The following is a 17,645-nucleotide window of genomic DNA, read 5'->3' as shown; positions in this document are numbered from 1 at the left end:
TGCCTGCTACAGCGGCACAACCGCTTGCCCAGGCTTTTATTGCAAAGTGTGTTGCTCGATGAATTCCGACGGCTGCAAACCTTCGCGACTGACCAGCCGATTCAACTCGGCCCGCGGCAGGCGAACAGCCAGCAAACTGACACCCTCGTCGTCATGATCTTCTTTCTGCACAGCGTTCAACTGGAAAAACTGTGCTCGCAGTCGAGCAAAACGTTGAGGCAAGCGCAAGGTGCCCACGAACAAATCTTCACCCAGCAGTTCCGCGATGGCCTGCTTGAGCAGATCCAGCCCCTGGCCGTCACGGGCCGACAGCCAGACTCGCTGCGGCTTGCCGTCCGGATCGCGCTGGATCTGCGGCTCCACACCCTCGAGCAAATCGAGTTTGTTATAGACCTCCAGGATCGGCAAGTCTTGAGCCCCGATCTCGCCCAGCACCACCATCACCTGCTCGATCTGGGCAGTACGCTCGGGTTCATGCGCATCGATCACGTGCAGCAGCAGGTCGGAGTTGCTGGACTCTTCGAGGGTAGCTCGAAATGCCTCCACCAGCTTATGCGGCAGGTGACGAATGAATCCCACGGTATCGGCCAATACAATCGGCCCCAGGTCATCCAGCTCCAAGCGGCGCAAAGTCGGATCGAGGGTAGCGAACAGCTGGTCGGCGGCGAACACATCGGAAGCGGTGACAGCATTGAACAACGTGGACTTGCCAGCGTTGGTATAGCCCACCAGCGACACCGAAGGAATGTCGGCACGTTTGCGGCCACGGCGGGCCTGCTCACGTTGACTGCGAACCTTTTCCAGGCGCGCCTTGATCTGCCGCAGACGCACTCGCAGCAGGCGCCGGTCGGTTTCCAACTGGGTTTCACCCGGACCGCGCAGACCGATACCGCCTTTCTGCCGTTCAAGGTGAGTCCAGCCACGGACCAGCCGCGTGCTCATGTGCTCAAGCTGGGCCAGTTCAACCTGGAGCTTGCCTTCATGGGTGCGCGCACGCTGAGCGAAGATATCGAGAATCAGGCCCGTGCGATCAATCACGCGACACTCGAATACACGTTCGAGGTTACGTTCCTGACTGGGCGTGAGGATGTGATTGAAAATCACCAGGTCTACCTGTTCGGCTTTGACCAGGTCGCGCAATTCCTCGACCTTGCCGCTGCCAACCAGGTATTTGGCGGTTGGCCGATGACGCGGCACGCTAACAAACGCGACGGTCTCGGCGCCGGCCGATAATGCCAGCTCCTGAAACTCCTGCGGATCTTCGCGCGCCTCAGGGTCCTGACCATCCAAGTGAACGAGAATGGCCCGTTCACCACCACCGTGGCGCTCAAAGAACAAAGGAGACTCCTATCAGGCGTTACCTGGCTCAGCGTCACCCTGTTCGGATTCGGATGCACTAGGCAGACGAATTGGGCGAACCGGAACCACTGTAGAGATAGCGTGCTTGTAAACCATTTGGCTGACGGTGTTTTTCAGCAGGATGACGAACTGGTCAAAGGACTCGATCGTGCCTTGCAGTTTGATTCCGTTAACCAGATAGATGGATACCCCAACTTTCTCTTTACGCAATGTATTCAAGTAAGGGTCTTGTAGCGAATGCCCTTTTGACATGTGCCGCACTCCTTTAAGGATCAATAATAAAAATCGGAAAACAGATAGCTAAAACCGTCACACCCCCAAGGATAGACGGCAATTGCAAGGACTCAGCTCAATATGGAGATCGTCCCTAAGTATTTCAAGGCGCGTGGCAGATTGTCGCAATCCAGGCTGTCCAACCATTGCAGGTCAGCCCAACTGCGTAACCAGGTGAACTGCCGCTTCGCCAATTGGCGCGTGGCGATGATGCCCCGCTCCTGCATTTCGGCTGACGTCAGTTTGCCATCCAGGTAATCCCAGACTTGGCGGTAGCCCACAGCACGTATAGACGGCAACCCGGCGTGCAGGTCACTTCTGGAGCGCAGAGCTACGACCTCATCAATGAATCCCTGTTCCAACATTTGTGTGAATCTTTGTGCAATACGCTGGTGCAGTACCTGACGATTCGCCGGAGCGATGGCCAGATTGGCGACAGTATAGGGCAATTGACCGCGTCCCGATGCGCCTGCTTCAGTACTTTGCGCCAATTGACGCTGACGATGAGCGGTCATCGTCAGCCCACTGACCCGATAGACTTCCAGTGCCCGAGTCAGACGCTGGGGATCATTGGGATGGATCCTGGCGGCCGACTCCGGATCCACCGCCGCCAACTGATCATGCAGCGCCTGCCATCCCAGACGCCGGGCCTCTTCTTCAAGCTCGGCCCGCACCTGAGGGTCCGCCGGCGGCATGTCCGCCAGACCTTCGAGCAGCGCCTTGTAGTACAGCATGGTGCCGCCCACCAGCAGCGGAATCTTGCCCCGCGCGGTGATATCGGCCATCGCCGCCAGGGCATCGGTCCGAAAGTCCGCCGCTGAATAGCTTTCTGCGGGATCGAGAATGTCGATCAGGCGATGGGGATATTGCGCCAGCAATTCCCTGGAAGGCTTGGCGGTGCCGATGTCCATGCCGCGATAGACCAGCGCCGAGTCGACACTGATCAACTCGCAAGGCAGCACCTTGCTCAGCTCGATGGCCAGGTCGGTCTTGCCCGCAGCGGTCGGGCCCATGAGGAAAATCGCTGGAGGAAGCTGAGTCATCAACGGCCGCGCAGAAAGAGTTTGTCCAAATCGTCCAGACCCAATTGGGTCCAGGTCGGTCGACCATGATTGCACTGGCCACTGCGCTCGGTATTTTCCATATCCCGCAGCAAGCCGTTCATTTCCGCCACGGCCAGACGCCGATTGGCGCGAATGGCACCGTGACAGGCCATGGTCCCCAGCAGCTCGTTGAGATGAGCCTGGATCCGGTCGCTGGTGCCGTACTCCATCAGATCCGCAAGCACATCGTGCACCAGGCGATTGGCTTCGGCCTGCTTCAGCAGCGCCGGAATCTGCCGGATCGCCAGGGACTCGGGCCCCAGGCGTTGCAACTCAAAGCCCAGCCGCTGAAACCAGGTGGCATGCTCTTCCGCGCAATCGGCTTCACGCTGGCTGACGGCAATCGACTCCGGCACCAGCAGCGGCTGGCCACTCAAGCCTTCGCTGGCCATCGCCACCTTCAAGCGCTCGTACATGATCCGCTCATGGGCGGCGTGCATATCCACCAACACCAGGCCCAGCGCATTCTCCGCAAGGATGTAGATGCCCTTGAGCTGGGCCAGGGCGTAGCCCAGAGGCGGAATGTCCTCCTGCCCTTCCGGCAGGGTGGCCGCCGCCGCACCGGGCAGCGGGGCAAAGAATTCGCGATAGACGCCCTGGGATTCCGCCGCCGGCAATACCGGCTGGGGACGCGGAGTGTACTGGTACTGATAGCCGCTGCCGGCCGCGGAACCCGGAGCGCTGAAACCCGGCTGGGACTGCGGCTGCTCCAGTGCCAGGTTCGCGGCAAGGCGCATTTCGCCTTGCGGTCCGAACTCACCGGCTTCGATACCGGTCGGGCGCACGATACCGGCCACCGCTGCCGGCGCCGCCAATTGATCTTCGGGGCGCACATCCCCCAGGGCCCGGTGCAAGGTGCCATACAGGAAGTCGTGGACCATGCGCCCATCGCGGAAGCGCACTTCGTGCTTGGTCGGGTGCACGTTGACGTCGACCGCCGAAGGATCGACCTCGAAAAACAGCACAAAAGTCGGATGCCGCCCGTTGAACAGCACATCGCGATAAGCCTGGCGAACCGCGTGGGCTACCAGTTTGTCCCGCACCGCACGACCGTTGACGTAGAAATACTGCAAGTCCGCCTGACTGCGGGAGAAGGTTGGCAACCCCACCCAGCCCCATAGATGCAGGCCATTGCGCTCGACCTCGATGGGCAGCGCCTGCTCCAGGAAGCCCGAACCGCAAACCGCCGCCACACGCCGGGCGCGAGCCGCGTCGTCCTTGGCTTCGTGCAGGCTGAGGATACTTTTGCCGTTGTGGCGCAAGTGAAAAGCCACATCGAAGCGCGCCAGGGCCAGGCGCTTGATCACTTCCTGCAGATGGTCGAACTCGGTTTTCTCGGCCTTGAGGAACTTGCGCCGCGCCGGTGTATTGAAGAACAGGTCGCGCACTTCCACCGAAGTACCCACCGGATGGGCCGCCGGTTGAACCCGCGGCGCCATGTCCCGACCTTCGGTTTCCACTTGCCAGGCCTGCTCGGCATCCCGGGTCCGCGACGTCAGGGTCAGGCGCGCCACGGAACTGATGGAGGCCAGGGCCTCGCCCCGGAACCCCAGGCTCATTACCCGCTCCAGGTCTTCCAGGTCACGGATCTTGCTGGTGGCGTGCCGTGCCAGAGCCAACGGCAGGTCGTCGGAGGAGATACCGCCACCGTCATCGCGGACCCGCAACAGCTTGACCCCAGCCTGTTCGACATCCACATCGATGCGCTTGGCGCCGGAGTCCAGGCTGTTTTCCAACAGCTCCTTGATCACCGAGGCAGGGCGCTCGACAACCTCGCCTGCTGCAATCTGGTTGGCCAGCCGCGGACTGAGCAGCTCGATGCGCGCGCCGCTGATTACCGAATCACTCATTCCTTGGCCGCCAATTCTGTACCGGGGATGGTCAGGACCTGGCCCACTTTCAACTCATCGCTTTTCAGATTGTTGGCACTGCGCAGGGTGGCCGCCGACACCTGATAGCGCACGGCGATCATGGCCAGGGTTTCTCCGGGGTTGACCCGGTGATCGCGAGGTCCCTGGGCAATCTTGCCGGAGTCCCGCAGCCAGGCAATGTAAGTGCCGGGTGGCGGATTCTGCTGGAAGAACTGCCGCACGCCGCTGCTGATGGAGCGCGCCAGGGCCTGCTGATGACTGGCGGTGGCCAGCTTCGAGGCTTCATTGGAATTGGAGATGAAGCCGGTTTCCACCAGGATCGATGGAATATCCGGCGACTTGAGCACCATGAACCCGGCCTGCTCCACCCGCTGCTTGTGCAAGGGCGTGACCCGGCCAATGTTGTTCAGGACTTTCTGCCCCACATTCAGGCTCGAAGTCAGCGACGCGGTCATCGACAGGTCCAGCAGCACCCCGGCCAGCATCCGGTCCTTGTCATCGAGGCTGACGTTACCGGCCCCGCCAATCAGGTCGGAGCGGTTTTCACTGTCCGCCAGCCAGCGGGCGGTTTCCGAGGTGGCGCCGCGTTCGGACAGGGCGAACACTGAAGCACCAAAGGCGGCAGCCGAAGGCGCGGCGTCGGCGTGAATCGAGACGAACAGGTCTGCACCCTTCTTCCGCGCAATCTCGGTACGTCCACGCAACGGGATGAAGTAGTCGCCAGTCCGAGTCAGCTCGGCGCGGAAGCCCTTGAGGCCATTGACCTGGCGCTGCAACTCGCGGGCGATGGCCAGCACCACATCCTTCTCGTGCTGACCACGAGAGCCGGATGCGCCCGGATCTTCACCGCCGTGACCGGCATCGATCACCACGATGATGTCGCGCTTGCCGGCCGGCGCCGGAGGCAGCTTGATCGCCGGTTCAGCAGGCGTGACCGGCACGGCGGGCACGGTGGTCACTGTCGGTGGCGGGGCAGCAGGCGGCGCCGCGTCGGATGGATTGTCGAACAGATCGACCACCAGGCGATTGCCGTACTGCGCGTTGGGCGCCAGGGTGAAGCTTTTCGGTGTAACGGCCTTTTTCAGGTCGATGACCACCCGCAAATCGCTGGGGGTACGCTGCGCCGAGCGCATGGCCGTAATGGGGGTGTTGGCCGTGGCGACATTCAGCGGGCCACCGAGGGTTGCACCATTGATATCGATGACCAGACGATCCGGGGCCGTCAGGGTGAAGACGCTGTGCTGAACCGGGCCGGACAGGTCGAAGACCAGTCGCGTGTTATCCGGTGCCCGCCACAGGCGGACGCTGCGAACCTGTGTAGCGGCCACAGCATCGACGGCCAATGCCGTAAGCAACAGTCCTACGACAGCAACCAACGCGCGAATGCGCATACCTAACCCCATCAATTATTTGAATTCCAACGCCAAAGCGGCACACCAAGACTCGCCTCGCGAGCCTTGAGACAACAGATGCACAGAACGCCCATTGTTATGCGGGGTAATGGTAATGGTCAGGTCAGGCTTTGGCAAAAAGCCTGCACCCTTCTGGGGCCACTCCAAAAGGCACAGCGCATCGCCTTCGAAGTAGTCGCGGATGCCCAGAAATTCCAGCTCCTCCGGGTCCACCAAACGGTACAGATCGAAGTGAAAGGCCCTCACCGCGCCTATCTCGTAGGGCTCCACCAGGGTGAAGGTCGGGCTCTTCACCGCCCCTGCATGCCCCAGCCCGCGGATGATCCCTCGGGACAAGGTGGTTTTACCCGCCCCCAGGTCGCCCTCGAGAAAAATCACCCCCACCCCCTGGGTGACCTGAGCAATGCGTGCACCAAATTCCACCATGGCCTGCTCGTCGGCCAGAAAAAGGGTTAACTCAGACACGGTGATTGCTCCTCCAACAACTGACGAATGGCTGGAATCAGATCACTGGCCGCCAGCCCACGGCCCAATTTTCCTTGTCGCTCGCCGGCGCTGGCATGCAGCCAGACACCCAGGCAAGCCGCATCGAACGCCGACAGCCCCTGCGCCAGCAACGCACCAATCAGCCCCGCGAGTACATCCCCCAGCCCCGCGGTCGCCATCGCCGGGTGCCCGGCATCACAGCGCGCCAGCTGCCCATCGGGACCGGCGATCAAGCTGCCGGCGCCCTTGAGCACCGCAACCGCCGCATATTTTGCGCTCAAGGCCCGGGCCGCCGCCGGCCGATCGGCCTGAACCTCCGCGTTGGTCAGGCCCAGCAGACGAGCCGCCTCACCAGGATGGGGCGTGATCACACTGCCAACTGGCAGTTGCAGCTCGCCTTGCGCCAGCAGGTTCAAGGCATCGGCATCCCAGACTTGAGGCAAGGGTGCATTGGCCGCCGCGGACAACAGACTGCGTCCCCACGCCCCCTGCCCCAGCCCTGGGCCGACCACCAACACCGACGCCTTGGCCAGCAGCCCCATCAACTGGTTGGCCGAATGAGTGCCCTGGGTCATGACTTCCGGCAGGCGCGCCAGCGCAGCCGCCACGTGCTCGCTGCGGGTCGCCAGGGAAACCATTCCCGCGCCACTGCGCAAGGCACTTTCCGCGCTCAACAACGCGGCGCCGGCCAAGCCGCGGTCGCCGCCGATCAGCAACAGATGGCCGAACTGGCCCTTATGGGCATCCACAGGCCGGCCGTTCAAGCGCGGCAAATGACCGCCAGTCAGCAACTGAACGTCAGGTAATGGGTGTTTTGTCTGCGGCATGCGTCTCAGGGCTCCGATGTCTGGCAGAATTATACGCACCTCAGCCCCGGTTTCTCTCGCCTCATGCCCGCTATTACCCAGGATCTTCCCGCTCTCGCCCAATCGATCAAGGACTGGGGCCGCGAACTGGGCTTTCAGCAAGTCGGCATCAGCGGCCTGGACCTGGCCGAGCACGAACAGCACCTGGAGCGCTGGCTCGCCGCCGGCTACCACGGCGAGATGGATTACATGGGCGCCCACGGCAGCAAGCGCTCCCATCCCGAACAACTGGTGCCCGGCACCCTGCGCGTGGTTTCGCTGCGCATGGACTACCTGCCCGGCGACACCCAGATGGCCCAGCGCCTGGCCCAGCCTTCCAAGGCCTATGTCTCGCGCTACGCCCTGGGCCGCGACTACCACAAGCTGATTCGCAAGCGCGTACAGCAGTTGGCCGAGCGCATCCAGCAAGCCATAGGTCCGTTCGGCTATCGCGCCTTCGTCGACAGCGCGCCGGTCCTGGAAAAAGCCATCGCCGAACAGGCCGGGCTTGGCTGGATCGGCAAGAACACCCTGGTACTCAATCGCAAGGCCGGCAGCTACTTCTTCCTCAGCGAACTGTTCGTCGACCTGCCGCTACCGGTGGACGAGCCCCACGCCAGCGAGCATTGCGGGCGCTGCACCGCCTGCCTGGACATCTGTCCGACCAACGCCTTCGTCGGCCCCTACGTGCTGGACGCGCGACGCTGCATTTCCTACCTGACCATCGAACTGAAAAACGCCATTCCCGAAGAGCTGCGCCCGCTCATCGGCAATCGGGTATTTGGCTGTGACGACTGCCAGATCGTCTGTCCCTGGAACCGCTTCGCCCGGACCTCGGCAGAAGGCGACTTCAAGCCCCGGCATAACCTGGACAACGCCGAACTGGCAGAGCTGTTCATGTGGGACGAGGACAAGTTCCTCAGCAGCACCGAGGGCTCGCCCCTGCGCCGCGCCGGTTACGAGCGCTGGCTACGCAACCTGGCCGTGGGCCTGGGCAACGCACCATCGAGCATTCCCGTGCTGGAAGCGCTCAAGGCCCGGCAGGACCACCCCTCGGAACTGGTACGCGAACACGTGGAATGGGCCCTGGCGCAGCACGCCAACCGTCAGTGTTCGTCGTTGTAGACGAACTTGGGCATTTCCCAGTGGAAACGGATCGCCAGCAGCCGCAATAGAAAGCCGCCGAACAGGGTGATCAGGATCGACTGCTCGCTCGGCAACTGCAGATAAATGCACAGCATGTAGCACCAGGCCGCGGCGAACGACACGCTGGCATACAGCTCACGGCGGAAAATCAGCGGGATGTCGTTGCAGAAGATATCCCGGAGGATGCCGCCAAAGACCCCGGTGATCACCCCACTGACCGACGCCACCAGCATGCCGTGGCCCATTTCCAGGGCGGTCATGCAGCCGATCAGGGTAAAGGCCACCAGGCCCACGGCGTCGAGCACCAGAAACAGCGAACGCAGGTGACGCATCAAGGGCGCGATAAAGATCGTCACCAAGGCCGCCACCGAGGTCAGAACCAGGTACTCCGGGTGCTTGACCCAGGTCAGCGGGTAATGGCCGAGCAACACGTCGCGCACCGAACCACCACCCAGCGCGGTGACACAGGCGATCAGCACCACGCCGAACCAGTCCATGCCGCGGCGGCCGGCAGACAGGGCGCCGGTCATGGCTTCGGCGGTAATGGCGATCAGATAAAGCATCAACAGCATGATGGCGGTCCTTACAAGAAGGCGCGCAGTCTACTCAGTTGAGGCGAGCACCAAAAGAGGGCGGGTACGGGCGCCGAATGGCATCGCACGCCCGTTCGCCGGCAAGCCGGCTCCTGAAGGTCAGAACTTGATGAAGTGCTTGCGGTAGTGCTGAAGCTCGGCAATGGACTCGCGGATGTCGTCCAGGGCCAGGTGAGTGCTGCCTTTCTTGAAGCTGTCGCGCACGTCCGGAGCCCAGCGCGCGGCCAGCTCCTTGAGGGTCGAGACATCCAGGTTGCGGTAGTGGAAGTAGCTTTCCAGGGCCTTCATGTGGCGATAGAGGAAGCGCCGATCCTGGCAGATGCTGTTGCCACAGATCGGCGACTTGCCCTTGGGCACCCATTGTTCGAGGAAGGCAATGGTCTGGGCTTCGGCTTCGGCCATGCTGATACGGCTTTCGCGTACGCGCTGGGTCAGGCCGGAACCACCGTGCTGGCGGGTGTTCCATTCATCCATGCCGGCGAGAATCTCGTCGCTCTGGTGAATGGCGATGACTGGTCCTTCAGCCAAGGTGTTGAGGTTGCTGTCGGTGACAATGGTCGCCATCTCGATGATGACGTCGGTGTCGGGGTTCAGACCGGTCATTTCCAGATCGATCCAAATCAGGTTCTGCGGGTTTTGCATGGGAGGGCTCCTCGGCGTAGTTGCGCAGTTTAGCCTAGAGGACCCGCCCGGCGTGCTAAACTCGCCGCCGCTTTACCCAACCGCCGTAATTATCGACACGGAACACCAATGGCCAAACGCCAGCTCAATCGTCGCCAAAACTGGCGCATCGAAAAGATTCAGGGTGAGCGCGCTGCCCGCGCCGCCAAACGCGAGTCCTCTGCCGTTGAGGCGCTCGAAGGTGGCGACCTGGGCCCGGAACAGACCGGCCTGGTCATCGCCCACTTCGGCGTACAGGTCGAGGTCGAGGCGCGCGAAGGCGAGCTGGCCGGCCAGGTGTTCCGCTGCTATCTGCGGGCCAACCTGCCGGCACTGGTGACCGGCGATCAGGTGGTCTGGCGTGCCGGCAATCAAGGGATCGGCGTGATCGTCGCGCAACTGCCGCGCAGCACCGAGCTGTGCCGCCCGGACAGCCGCGGCCAGCTCAAGCCGGTCGCCGCCAACGTCGACATGATCGTGATCGTGTTCGCGCCCATGCCCGAGCCCCACGCCAACCTCATCGACCGCTACCTGGTGGCTGCCGAACACGCCGGCATCCGCCCCTTGCTGCTACTGAACAAGGCCGACCTGATCGACGAGCAGAACGCCCCGGCGCTCAACGCCTTGCTCGCGGTCTATCGCCAGCTGGGCTATCCGCTGCTGGAAGTCTCGGCGCACCACGGCGACGGCATGGAGCAACTGCAGGCCTTGCTGGACGGCCGCATCAGCGTGTTCGTGGGCCAGTCGGGGGTGGGCAAGTCCTCCCTGGTCAACAGCCTGCTGCCGGAAGTCGAAACCCGGGTCGGGCCGTTGTCGGAGTTTTCCGGGCAGGGCACCCATACCACCACCACCGCGCGCCTGTTCCACTTCCCCGGCGGCGGCGAACTGATCGACTCGCCCGGTATCCGCGAATTTGGCCTGGGGCATGTCAGCCGCGCCGACGTCGAGGCCGGCTTCATCGAGTTCAACGACCTGCTGGGCACCTGCCGCTTCCGCGACTGCAAGCACGATCGCGAGCCGGGCTGCGCTTTGCTCAAGGCCCTGGAAGACGGGCGCATCCAGCAACAACGGATGAACAGCTACCGCTCGATTCTCGCCAGCCTGCCCGACAGCAGCTACTGATCCCTGCGCTCCAGACACGAAAAGGCCGCGAAGATCGCGGCCTTTTCGTTGCTTACCTGGCGCTTCCCGGCGTCGCCGGGGGTGCCGCTGGCTGAGGTGCCGGCGCCGCCGGTTTGCCAGCGGGGGCCTGACCCGCAGCCCCCTGTTCATCCATCTTCAGCACACCGTCCTCAAAGATGTTCAGACGCTGGCGCACCTCGTGAGCCGGCAGCGGTTCGCTGCCCGGCGGCAAGGCATGGGGATCGGCCGGTACTTCTCCGGGAGCCCCGCTGCCCTGAGTCGGTGCCGGCGCCTGAGGATCCACCTGTTCGCCCTCGATGGCACGCTGGGCCTTCTTGGTCAGCACCACAATGTCAATCCGCCGGTTGACCGGGTTGAGCGGGTTCTTGCGATCGAACAGCGCCGAGGAGGCAAAACCCACCACCCGAGCCACTTGCGGATCAGGGTAACCACCGGCCACCAATGCCCGACGCGCAGCGTTGGCACGGTTGGCGGACAGCTCCCAGTTGCCGAACTCGCCACTGCCGGCATAAGGCGTGGCATCGGTGTGACCGCTGATGCTGATCTTGTTCGGCACCGCCTTGATGGTGTCGGCCATGGCCAGCAGGATGTCCTCGAAATACGGCTTCAGGCGGGCGCTGCCGGAGTCGAACATCGGCCGGTTCTCGGCGTCCATGATCTGGATCCGCAAGCCGTCCGGCGTGATCTCGAAGAGAATCTGGTCCTTGAACTTCTGCAACTGGGGATTCTCTTCGACCTTGTTCTGCAGCTCTTGCAGCAACAGTTCGAGACGCTCGCGCTCCACCTGCTCGGCCATGCCTTCCACTTGCTCGGCATCCACCGTGACCTTGTCCGGCTGCGGCTGGGACTTGACCTCGGGGTTGAGGGTGTTTTCCGGAGCCAGCTGCGGAGAGCCGCCCAGGTCGATGATGTAGGGCGTGCCGCTTTCCGAGAAGCCGATCGGGTCCTTGAAGTAACCGGCGATGGCGATCTTCTGTTCCGGGGTCGCGGTGGACAGCAGCCACAACACCAGGAAGAACGCCATCATCGCCGTGGCGAAGTCGGCGAAGGCGATTTTCCAGGCGCCTCCGTGATGCCCGCCAGCAAAGCGCTTGACGCGCTTGATGATAATCGGCTGATTATTTTCCATGACTTAGCGACCGCGAACCGCTTGTTCCAGCTCGGCGAAGCTAGGACGGTGGGCCGGATACAGGACCTTGCGCCCGAATTCCACCGCCAGCGAAGGCGGAACGCCGGAAGCGGAAGCTACCAGGGACGCCTTGATGGCTTCGTAGACATTGAGTTCTTCCTTGGCGTCGTGGGACAGCGAAGTCGCCAGGGGACCGAAGAAACCATAGGCCGCCAGAATACCGAAGAAGGTACCGACCAGCGCCGCACCTACGTGCAGACCAATGGACTTCTGGTCGCCCTCGCCCAGGGACGCCATGGTCACCACGATCCCCAGTACCGCCGCCACGATACCGAAGCCGGGCATGGCATCGGCGATCCCGGTGACCGCGTGGGATGGATGCTCGAGGTCTTCCTTGAGACTGAACAGCTCCATGTCGAACAAGCCTTCGAGCTCGTGGGGCGCCATGTTGCCGGAGGACATGATCCGCAGGTAGTCACAGATGAACGCCGTCATGCGTTCATCTTTCAGCACTGCCGGATACTTGGCGAAGATCGGACTGGCCGCGGCGTCTTCGATATCACCCTCGATCGCCATCATGCCTTCGCGGCGGCTCTTGTTGAGGATCTCGTAGATCAGGCCCAGCACTTCCAGATAGAAAGTGTGGGTGAAACGCGAACTGAACATGCCCAGGGATTTTTTCACGACGTGCATCGTCATGTAGCCCGGGTTGGCCTGCAGGAACGCGCCAAAGGCCGCGCCACCGATGATCATGACCTCGAAGGGCTGGATCAGGGCAGCGATTTTGCCGTGAGAGAGCACGTATCCGCCGAGCACGCTCGCGAATACGACGATGATGCCGATAATTTTAGCCATAGGTAGGAGAGTACTTATTGAGTCGGGTTCAAGGTCATATTCGGAAGTTCTTAAAACTCTTCTTCTACTTATCGGCAAAACTGCGCCAGACTATAGCCAGTTAAGGCGAAAAGCCAGTTTGGCCCGCTCTGGGCGTGTTCAAAGCAGACGATGATTGCGCCCAACCATGTCTAATGAAACCAACGTCCCACATTCCCCGCCTACCTCTCTCGACGCCTGGCTAAAGCTGCTCAGTGGCGTGCGCCTGCCCGTGCCGCAAGCCAGCCATGATCGGGTGTGCAAAGCCATCGCCAACAACCGCAGTTCACTGCGGGATATCGCCGACCTGATGCAGAACAGCCCGGCGCTGGCCCTGAGCGTGATCCGCGAAGCCAATCGGCATTCTCACGGCAGCATGAGCGAACCGGCGGAAAACCTGGAAGTCGCGGTCAACCGCCTGGGCCTCAAGCGCACCGAAGAACTGCTGGAGCAGTTGCCGACCCTGCCCGAGGAAAAGATCCCCAAGGAGCTGCGGCAACTGCAACTGATCAGCCAGCACGCCACCCAGCAAGCCAACGGCTTTTTTGCCGGGCGCCTGGCGCGGCTGTGGCAGGACATTCACTGGGGTAGCCTGCTGTTCCTCTCGCCACTGTGGGCCATGGCGCTGGTCTATCCCAAGCTCATGGAAGAGTGGGAGCTGCGGGTCATCTATAAGCATGAGTCGGCACGCAAGGTGGAGATGCAGCTGTTCGGCGTGCGACTGATGGAGCTGTGCCAGGCGCTGGTGCAGGTCTGGCACTTGCCGATCTGGGTGCAGCAGGGTTACCGCCTGCTGACCCGTGAGCGACGTCAACTGGCCAAGGCCATGCTGATCGCCCGGGACAACGAGCATCCCCTGCGCCAGCAGCAGCGCCTGGACGCCGATCCGGAACTGCAGCGCTGGCTGAACCAGCCGGCCAACTGCGTCTTGCTGGCCAACGGCCTGGCCCTGGCGGCACAACACTCCTGGAACAACCCCCACGGCCGACGCTGGCAGAACCTCACCGGCCTCTACCTGCAGATGCCGATCGCCCAGGTCCAGCAACAGCTGCACCAGCAGGCCGCAACCAGCGCCCGCAATGACAGCCAGCCCGACCTCTGGCATCCGGCCCAGGCCCTGCTCTGGCCATGGGACGCGCGCCGCCTGCACAGCGGCGAACAGCCCGCGCCGGCACCCACGGCCGAAGAACTGGCCAAGTGGCGCAAGGCCTGCAGCGAACTGCTGCTCGAACAAAGCCCCTTTACCAATGCCGTGCATCTGACCAGCTTTGCCAGGGACGCGCTGGTGGCATGCGGCATGCGTCGGGTGCTGCTGCTCATGGTCGACCGCAGCCTCAGTCATCTGCGGGTACAACAGTTGTACGGTCTGCCCAAGGAGGCTGCGGGCCTGACGCTGCACACCCAACAGAGTTCACTGCTACAGCGCTTGCTGGAAAAATCCGCCCAGGTGCGCCTGACACCGGCCAACAATGCACAGTACTCCTCCCATCTGCCGGGACAATTGCGCCAGCTGTTCCGCGGCGACCACCTGCTGCTGCGCTCGCTGTCCTGCAACGGTCGGGTACTGATGCTGGTAATCGCCGACCAAGGCGGCGTGCCGTTCTCGGAAATCAGTGTCCAGGCATTCGGCAAGACCGCTCAGTGCATCGAAAAAGCCTTGCACAGCTTTACCAACCGCAGCCAATGACGCTTGCGCTACAATCCCACCCTTTGTGCCCTGGGGACCTCACATGTCTGACTTCTCTGGCTTGCCGCTGGTCATCGAGCCGAGCGACTTGCTCGCCCGCCTCGACGCCCGCCAACTGATCCTGGTCGACCTGACCAGCGCCGCCCGCTATGCCACCGGGCATATCCCCGGGGCACGCTTCGTCGACCCCAAGCGCACCCAGCTCGGCCAGCCCCCCGCTCCCGGACTGCTACCGCCACAACACGCCCTGGAAGCGCTGTTCGGCGAGCTCGGGCACAACCCGGACGCGGTCTACGTGGTCTATGACGACGAAGGCGGCGGCTGGGCCGGGCGCTTCATCTGGCTTCTGGATGTGATCGGCCACGGCCGCTACCACTACCTGGATGGCGGCCTGCCGGCCTGGCTGGCGGAAACCCTGCCCGTGAGCACCGAAGTGCCACCTGTGGCAGGCGGTCCGGTGCCGCTGACCCTGCACGACGAACCCACCGCCACCCGCGAATACCTGCAAAGCCGTCTTGGCGCCGCTGACCTGGCAATCTGGGACGCTCGTGGCCCGCTGGAATACTCCGGCGAGAAGGTCCTGGCCGCCAAGGGCGGACACATCCCTGGCGCGGTGAACTTCGAGTGGACCGCCGGCATGGATCAGGCACGCCACCTGCGCATCCGCCGCGACATGCCGCAGATCCTCATGGACCTGGGCATCAGCAAAGACAAAGAAATCATCACCCACTGCCAGACCCACCACCGCTCCGGCTTCACCTACCTGGTGGCCAAGGCGCTGGGCTACCCACGGGTCAAGGGCTACGCCGGCTCCTGGGGCGAATGGGGCAATCATCCCGATACGCCCGTAGAGATTTAAGGTTTTTAAGGACACCCAATGAAAAAGCGCTTGTTCATCCTCAGCCAGTACCTGCTGCCTCACCACCTGCTGTCGCGCCTGGCCGGCTGCATTGCCGAGTGCCGCGTGCGCTGGTTCAAGAATGCCTTCACCCGCTGGTTCGCCAAGCAGTATCAAGTGAACATGTCCGAAGCCCAGGTCGAGGACGTGACCGCCTACGAACACTTCAACGCCTTCTTCACCCGCGCCCTGAAAGACGGCGCACGACCGCTGGATCCGACACCAGGCGCAGTGCTCAGCCCTGCCGACGGCGCTGTCAGCCAACTGGGGCCGATCGAACATGGCCGGGTATTCCAGGCCAAGGGCCACAGCTACAGCGTGCTGGAATTGCTGGGGGGCGATCCGGCCCTGGCCGCTCCCTTCATGGGCGGCGACTTTGCCACCATCTACCTGTCGCCCAAGGACTATCACCGGGTGCACATGCCGCTGGCCGGCACCCTGCGGGAAATGGTCTATGTTCCCGGCCGCATCTTCTCGGTGAACCAGACCACCGCCGAGAACGTGCCTGAACTGTTCGCCCGCAACGAGCGCGTGGTGTGCATTTTCGACACCGAACGCGGGCCGATGGCGCTGGTACTGGTGGGCGCCATGATCGTGGCTTCGATCGAAACCGTCTGGGCCGGCCTGGTAACCCCGCCCAAGCGTGAACTCAAGACCGTGCGCTACGACGAAGCGGCCCGGGCACCGATCCATCTGGAAAAAGGTGCCGAAATGGGGCGCTTCAAGCTGGGTTCCACGGCCATCGTGCTGTTTGGCCCGGACCAGGTGCAATGGGCGCAAGAGCTGGCCGCCGGCTCGCCAGTGCGCATGGGCCAGGGCTTGGGCCTGCCCAAGGCCTGAGGCCCGGATACCTTACAAAAAAAACGCCGCTGATCAGCGGCGTTTTTTATGCACGGGGCTTTTCCCCACTGCTCAGAGCTGACCGTCGCGATCCCGGAAGCCCAGCAGATACAACACCCCATCCAGGCCCAGGGTGGAGATCGCCTGCTTGGCCGACTGCTTGACCAGCGGCTTGGCTCGGAATGCCACGCCCAGGCCGGCAATGCCCAGCATCGGCAGGTCGTTGGCGCCATCACCGACAGCGATGGTCTGCTCCAGACGCAGGCCTTCCTTGTGCGCCAGCTCGCGCAGCAGATCAGCCTTGCGCTGGGCGTCGACAATCGGCTCCACCGCCACGCCGGTCACTTTGCCGTCCACCACTTCCAGCTCGTTGGCGAACACGTAGTCGATGCCCAACTTGGCCTGCAACTGCTTGGCGAAGTAGGTGAAGCCGCCTGAGAGAATTGCAGTCTTGTAGCCCAGACGCTTGAGTTCGGCGAACAGGGTTTCGGCACCCTCGGTCAGGCGCAACGAGGCGCCGATGGAGTCCAGCACGCTGACGTCCAGCCCCTTGAGCAAGGCCAGGCGCTCCTTGAAGCTGGCACGGAAATCCAGCTCGCCCGCCATGGCCCGCTCAGTGATTTCTGCCACCCGGTCACCCACGCCTGCCGCCTTGGCCAGTTCGTCGATCACCTCGGCTTCAATCAACGTCGAGTCCATGTCGAACACCGCCAGGCGGCGGTTGCGGCGAAACAGCGAATCTTCCTGGAAGGCGATGTCGACGTTCAGCTCCTGGGCCACGCTGAGGAACTCGGCCCGCAGCGCTTGCGGGTCAGCGGCCTCGCCACGCACCGAGAACTCGATGCAGCCCTTGCCCTGATCGGCCGGCATGTCCAGGGGCATGCGCCCGGACAGGCGATCGATGTGATCGATGTTCAGACCGTACTTGGCGGTGATCGAACTCACCCGCTGCAACTGCTCGGCGGTGACCTTGCGGGTCAGCAGGGTGACGATGTGGCGTTGCTTGCCCTGCCCGTCGACCCACTGCTGGTAATCGTCTTCGGACACCGGCGTGAAACGCACCTGCTGGTCGAGCTTGTAGGCGGTGAACAGAATGTCCTTGAGCACCGAAGAGCTCTGTTCGTTGCTCGGAATTTCAACCAGGATGCCGAACGACAAGGTGTCGTGGATCACCGCCTGACCGATGTCGAGAATGTTCACACCGCCCTGGGCCAGAACGCCGGTAATGGCCGCAGTCAGACCGGGACGATCTTCGCCGGTGATGTTGATCAGGACAATTTCGCGCAAGGCGCACCCCCGAGGTGGAAAAAAAGCGCATTCTACCCAC

17 protein-coding genes are annotated in these 17,645 nt (G+C 62.7%); 5 read left to right on the top strand and 12 right to left on the bottom strand.

Translation table 11 applies throughout. The features are described 5' to 3' along the window. Window positions 1-36: 36 nt before the first annotated feature. From hflX to PST29_RS02810, 7 genes are all read right to left on the bottom strand, one after another. Window positions 37-1,338: a ribosome rescue GTPase HflX gene (gene hflX, locus PST29_RS02840; protein ID WP_060842327.1), complete on the bottom strand. Its 1,302-nt coding sequence runs from the start codon at window positions 1,336-1,338 to the stop codon at window positions 37-39. A gap of 12 nt (window positions 1,339-1,350) precedes the next feature. After that, on the bottom strand, window positions 1,351-1,611 hold the full coding sequence (gene hfq / locus PST29_RS02835; protein ID WP_007921378.1) for an RNA chaperone Hfq: 261 nt from the start codon (window positions 1,609-1,611) through the stop codon (window positions 1,351-1,353). Between the two features lie 92 nt (window positions 1,612-1,703). Continuing rightward, the gene (gene miaA, locus PST29_RS02830; RefSeq protein ID WP_060842326.1) at window positions 1,704-2,675 is read right to left on the bottom strand and encodes a tRNA (adenosine(37)-N6)-dimethylallyltransferase MiaA; all 972 of its coding nucleotides are present in this window, start codon (window positions 2,673-2,675) and stop codon (window positions 1,704-1,706) included. Further along, the gene (gene mutL / locus PST29_RS02825; RefSeq protein WP_060842325.1) at window positions 2,675-4,585 is read right to left on the bottom strand and encodes a DNA mismatch repair endonuclease MutL; all 1,911 of its coding nucleotides are present in this window, start codon (window positions 4,583-4,585) and stop codon (window positions 2,675-2,677) included. Before mutL ends, miaA begins: the two co-directional genes overlap by 1 nt. After that, a complete protein-coding gene (locus PST29_RS02820) occupies window positions 4,582-6,009 on the bottom strand; it encodes an N-acetylmuramoyl-L-alanine amidase (RefSeq protein ID WP_197662855.1) in 1,428 nt (475 codons plus the stop codon). Before PST29_RS02820 ends, mutL begins: the two co-directional genes overlap by 4 nt. Before the next feature lie 3 nt (window positions 6,010-6,012). Then, on the bottom strand, window positions 6,013-6,483 hold the full coding sequence (gene tsaE / locus PST29_RS02815) for a tRNA (adenosine(37)-N6)-threonylcarbamoyltransferase complex ATPase subunit type 1 TsaE (RefSeq protein WP_060837261.1): 471 nt from the start codon (window positions 6,481-6,483) through the stop codon (window positions 6,013-6,015). After that, window positions 6,471-7,331 carry an NAD(P)H-hydrate dehydratase gene (locus PST29_RS02810; RefSeq protein ID WP_060842324.1) on the bottom strand — a complete coding sequence of 287 codons (861 nt, stop codon included), beginning with the start codon at window positions 7,329-7,331 and terminating at the stop codon, window positions 6,471-6,473. The genes tsaE and PST29_RS02810 overlap by 13 nt, the downstream gene beginning before the upstream one ends. Window positions 7,332-7,394: 63 nt before the next feature. Between PST29_RS02810 and queG the strand changes: the two genes are divergently transcribed. Next, window positions 7,395-8,474: a tRNA epoxyqueuosine(34) reductase QueG gene (gene queG / locus PST29_RS02805; protein ID WP_060837259.1), complete on the top strand. Its 1,080-nt coding sequence runs from the start codon at window positions 7,395-7,397 to the stop codon at window positions 8,472-8,474. Here queG and PST29_RS02800 read toward each other — a convergent pair. Together PST29_RS02800 and orn are read right to left on the bottom strand one after the other, a co-directional pair. Further along, entirely contained in the window at window positions 8,456-9,070 is a 615-nt protein-coding gene (locus PST29_RS02800) for a trimeric intracellular cation channel family protein (RefSeq protein ID WP_173655924.1), read from the bottom strand. The genes queG and PST29_RS02800 overlap by 19 nt on opposite strands. Window positions 9,071-9,187: 117 nt before the next feature. Then, the gene (gene orn, locus PST29_RS02795; protein ID WP_011058931.1) at window positions 9,188-9,730 is read right to left on the bottom strand and encodes an oligoribonuclease; all 543 of its coding nucleotides are present in this window, start codon (window positions 9,728-9,730) and stop codon (window positions 9,188-9,190) included. Window positions 9,731-9,838: 108 nt separating this feature from the next. Here orn and rsgA point away from each other — a divergent pair, with 108 nt between their 5' ends. Then, the gene (rsgA, locus tag PST29_RS02790) at window positions 9,839-10,870 is read left to right on the top strand and encodes a small ribosomal subunit biogenesis GTPase RsgA (protein WP_016965247.1); all 1,032 of its coding nucleotides are present in this window, start codon (window positions 9,839-9,841) and stop codon (window positions 10,868-10,870) included. A gap of 52 nt (window positions 10,871-10,922) precedes the next feature. On the opposite strand, the gene motB is transcribed toward rsgA, so the two are convergent. Both motB and motA read right to left on the bottom strand, forming a co-directional pair. Beyond that, window positions 10,923-12,020, bottom strand: a complete 1,098-nt coding sequence (motB, locus tag PST29_RS02785; RefSeq protein WP_060837258.1) for a flagellar motor protein MotB — start codon at window positions 12,018-12,020, stop codon at window positions 10,923-10,925. 3 nt (window positions 12,021-12,023) lie between these two features. Then, window positions 12,024-12,875, bottom strand: a complete 852-nt coding sequence (gene motA / locus PST29_RS02780) for a flagellar motor stator protein MotA (protein WP_060837257.1) — start codon at window positions 12,873-12,875, stop codon at window positions 12,024-12,026. A gap of 166 nt (window positions 12,876-13,041) precedes the next feature. Here motA and PST29_RS02775 point away from each other — a divergent pair, with 166 nt between their 5' ends. The 3 genes from PST29_RS02775 to asd are packed head-to-tail and all read left to right on the top strand — an operon-like array spanning window position 13,042 to window position 16,318. Continuing rightward, a complete protein-coding gene (locus tag PST29_RS02775) occupies window positions 13,042-14,580 on the top strand; it encodes an HDOD domain-containing protein (RefSeq protein WP_060842323.1) in 1,539 nt (512 codons plus the stop codon). Window positions 14,581-14,623: 43 nt separating this feature from the next. Next, entirely contained in the window at window positions 14,624-15,439 is an 816-nt protein-coding gene (gene rhdA, locus PST29_RS02770; RefSeq protein ID WP_060842322.1) for a thiosulfate sulfurtransferase, read from the top strand. Between the two features lie 18 nt (window positions 15,440-15,457). Continuing rightward, window positions 15,458-16,318: an archaetidylserine decarboxylase gene (gene asd / locus PST29_RS02765; protein ID WP_060837254.1), complete on the top strand. Its 861-nt coding sequence runs from the start codon at window positions 15,458-15,460 to the stop codon at window positions 16,316-16,318. 72 nt (window positions 16,319-16,390) lie between these two features. Here the strand turns inward: asd and serB are convergent, their stop codons facing one another. Next, the gene (gene serB / locus PST29_RS02760) at window positions 16,391-17,605 is read right to left on the bottom strand and encodes a phosphoserine phosphatase SerB (RefSeq protein WP_016964907.1); all 1,215 of its coding nucleotides are present in this window, start codon (window positions 17,603-17,605) and stop codon (window positions 16,391-16,393) included. Between the last annotated feature and the right edge of the window lie 40 nt (window positions 17,606-17,645).

The sequence above is a fragment of the Pseudomonas sp. St29 genome (assembly GCF_001547915.1).
Lineage (GTDB): Bacteria > Pseudomonadota > Gammaproteobacteria > Pseudomonadales > Pseudomonadaceae > Aquipseudomonas.
Note: the sequence above shows the minus strand (reverse complement) of the source record. Positions and strands in the feature narration are given on the sequence as shown.